General features: G+C 68.9%; 3 protein-coding genes. All 3 read left to right on the top strand.

The features are described 5' to 3' along the window. Positions 1-226 precede the first annotated feature (226 nt). The 3 genes from PPSIR1_RS41295 to PPSIR1_RS41285 are packed head-to-tail and all read left to right on the top strand — an operon-like array spanning position 227 to position 2267. Positions 227-808 carry a class I SAM-dependent methyltransferase gene (locus PPSIR1_RS41295; protein ID WP_006977304.1) on the top strand — a complete coding sequence of 194 codons (582 nt, stop codon included), beginning with the start codon at positions 227-229 and terminating at the stop codon, positions 806-808. Between the two features lie 29 nt (positions 809-837). Continuing rightward, a complete protein-coding gene (locus tag PPSIR1_RS41290; RefSeq protein ID WP_157596539.1) occupies positions 838-1332 on the top strand; it encodes a type II secretion system protein GspG in 495 nt (164 codons plus the stop codon). A gap of 14 nt (positions 1333-1346) precedes the next feature. Beyond that, positions 1347-2267 (top strand): AraC family transcriptional regulator, encoded by a 921-nt coding sequence (locus PPSIR1_RS41285; protein ID WP_006977302.1) that lies wholly within the window; start codon positions 1347-1349, stop codon positions 2265-2267. Positions 2268-2525 lie beyond the last annotated feature (258 nt).

The following is a 2525-nucleotide window of genomic DNA, read 5'->3' as shown; positions in this document are numbered from 1 at the left end:
ACCGAGGCCAGGGAAACCACGAACAGCCTACCTTGTGGAGAGTGTCGAAGGAGTGTGCCCGGACGGCGCGGCGCCGCCCTGTGCGGAGCACGGCTAACGATCCTTCTCCACGGATGGCTCGAACTTCGGTGATGGAACTCGTCTAGGCCTGACCTCGCCGCCTGGGGCGTCGAGCATCGCACGAGCACGGCGCGCCTGGCCACCTCGCCTTGCTAGGCTCCTGCCCGTGGGCTTTTACGACACGAAAGAGGGCGTCGAGCAGTACCTGAGCATGGCCGAGGGCTACGACGGGCGGGCGCTCGTCGATCGCCTCGCCGAGTACCTGCCCGAGGGCGCGCGGGTGCTCGAGCTGGGCATCGGCCCGGGCAAGGACCTCGACATGCTCCGGGCCCGCTACGCGGTCGTGGGCTCGGACTACTCCCAGCCCTTCCTCGATCGCTACCGCGCCGCCCACCCCGAGGTCGCGCTCGTCCAGCTCGACGCCCAGACCCTCGCGGGCCTCGACGGCGACCCCGGCTTCGACGCCATCTACTCCAACAAGGTGCTCCAGCACTTCGGCCCCGAGGCCCTCGCCGAGTCCCTGGCCAGCCAGCTCGCCCACCTGCGCGAGGGCGGGGCGGGCGTGCTGCTGCACGGGCTGTGGCACGGCGACGGCGAGCCCGAGGTCCACGCCGGCATGACCTTCCACTACGTCGACCGGGCGCGGCTCGAGGCGGCGACGCCCGCCGGGCTGCGCCTCGCCGTCTGCGAGCCCTACACAGAGATGGAGGCCGACGACTCGGTGCTGGCGATCTGGTTGAGGGACTAGCTGGCACGCCCCTCGCAATGACGCCGGGCGTGGAAGCCCGCGACCCCGCACCCAAAGCCCTGTCCCCCGTCTACGACGCCTCCCATGCCAGCGCGTCGATCGAGCCCGAGCGCGTGTGTCGATGTGTCGACCTGAGCCCAACACTCCGGGCCTACCGCTCCCTGGCCGAGTTCACCGGGCACCTCGGCCTGTTCTTCCTGGCCCTCGCAGGGCTGGTGTGGCTGATCGTGCTGACGGGCTCTCTGGGCGTGTGCGCGGGCGGGCGCACGGCCGAGAAGGACCTCGCCACCCTCGCCACGAGCGTCGAGATGTACGCGCTGATCCACGACGCGCGCTGTCCTGGAGATCCGGAGCAGCTCGTAGAGGCGGGCATCCTCAAAAAGGCACCCCGCGACCCCTGGGGCGCCCCGTATCACATCCACTGCTCGCCGAGGGGCGCGGCGGTGCTCAGCAGCGGCCCCGACGGCCGCTTCGCCACGGAGGACGACCTCGTCGAGCACGTCGAGTGGCTCGAGGGGCGATGAGCTAGGCTCTGCCCGTGGGCAACGGCGAGGAGTACCGCAGGCGCATCAACCGAGCGCAGGACTACATCGAGCAGAACCTGGGCCGCTCCTTGTCCCTCGAAGAGGTCGCGCAACAGGCCGCCTTCTCGCCCTACCACTTCCATCGCCTGTACACGGCGATGACCGGCGAATCCCTCTACCAGTTCATCCTGCGCCTGCGGCTGGAGAAGGCCGCGGCCGTCGCGGTGGCGTGCCCGCACCGCTCGATCACCGAGATCGCGCTCGAGACGGGCTTTAGCTCGCCGGCAACCTTTGCTCGGGCCTTCAAGGCGAAGTTCGGCGTCTCGGCCAGCGAATACCGCGGCCGCAAGGATCGCAAAGCGGTCGGCAAGGATCGCAACGCGCTCCGCAAGGATCGCAACGCAGCCGCGTCCACGCGTCCTTACCTTGGGGAGGTCATGAACACCTTCCCCGCTCAATCCATCAACGTCGAAGACCACCCCCAAAAGCAGCTCGCCTACCTGCGCCACGTCGGCCCCTACGCCGGAGACTCCGCCCTCTTCGAGGGCCTGTGGGGACGCTACTGCGCCTGGGCCGGACCCCGCGGCCTGCTCGGCGCGCCCAACAGCGAGATGGTGTGCATCTACCACGACAACCCGGAGATCACCGAAGACGACAAGCTGCGCATCAGCCTGGGCGTGACCGTGGCTCCCGGCACCGAGACCTCCGGCGAGATCAACCTGCTCACCATCCCCGCCGGCAAGTACGTCTGCGCGCGCTTCGAGCTGACGAGCAAGGACTACGCCGGCGCCTGGAACACGCTGATGGGCTGGCTCCCCAACAGCGGCTACCAACCCGACGATCGCCCCGTCTACGAGACCTACCTGAGCGACCCCTCGGAGGACCCCGAAGGCAAGCACCTGGTCGAGATCCGCATGGGCGTCAAACCACTCTAGACACGACGAGGGGCGCTCGAGTCGGAGGCAAAGACCTCCAACGGCCCGAGGGGCCCTCGAGTCGGAGGCAAAGACCTTCAACGGCCCGAGGGGCTCTCGAGTCGGAGCCAAAGACCTCCAACGGCCCGAGGGGCTCTCGAGTCGGAGGCAAAGACCTTCAACGGCCCGAGGGGCTCTCGAGTCGGAGCCAAAGACCTCCGCACCATGACGGGCACAAAAGGGGCAAGGGGGTCGGATCCCCCAGCGCAAGGAGCCGCC

The organism is Plesiocystis pacifica SIR-1 (assembly GCF_000170895.1).
Classification (GTDB): Bacteria; Myxococcota_A; Polyangia; order Nannocystales; family Nannocystaceae; genus Plesiocystis; species Plesiocystis pacifica.
This window is presented reverse-complemented; position numbering and strand designations above follow the sequence as displayed.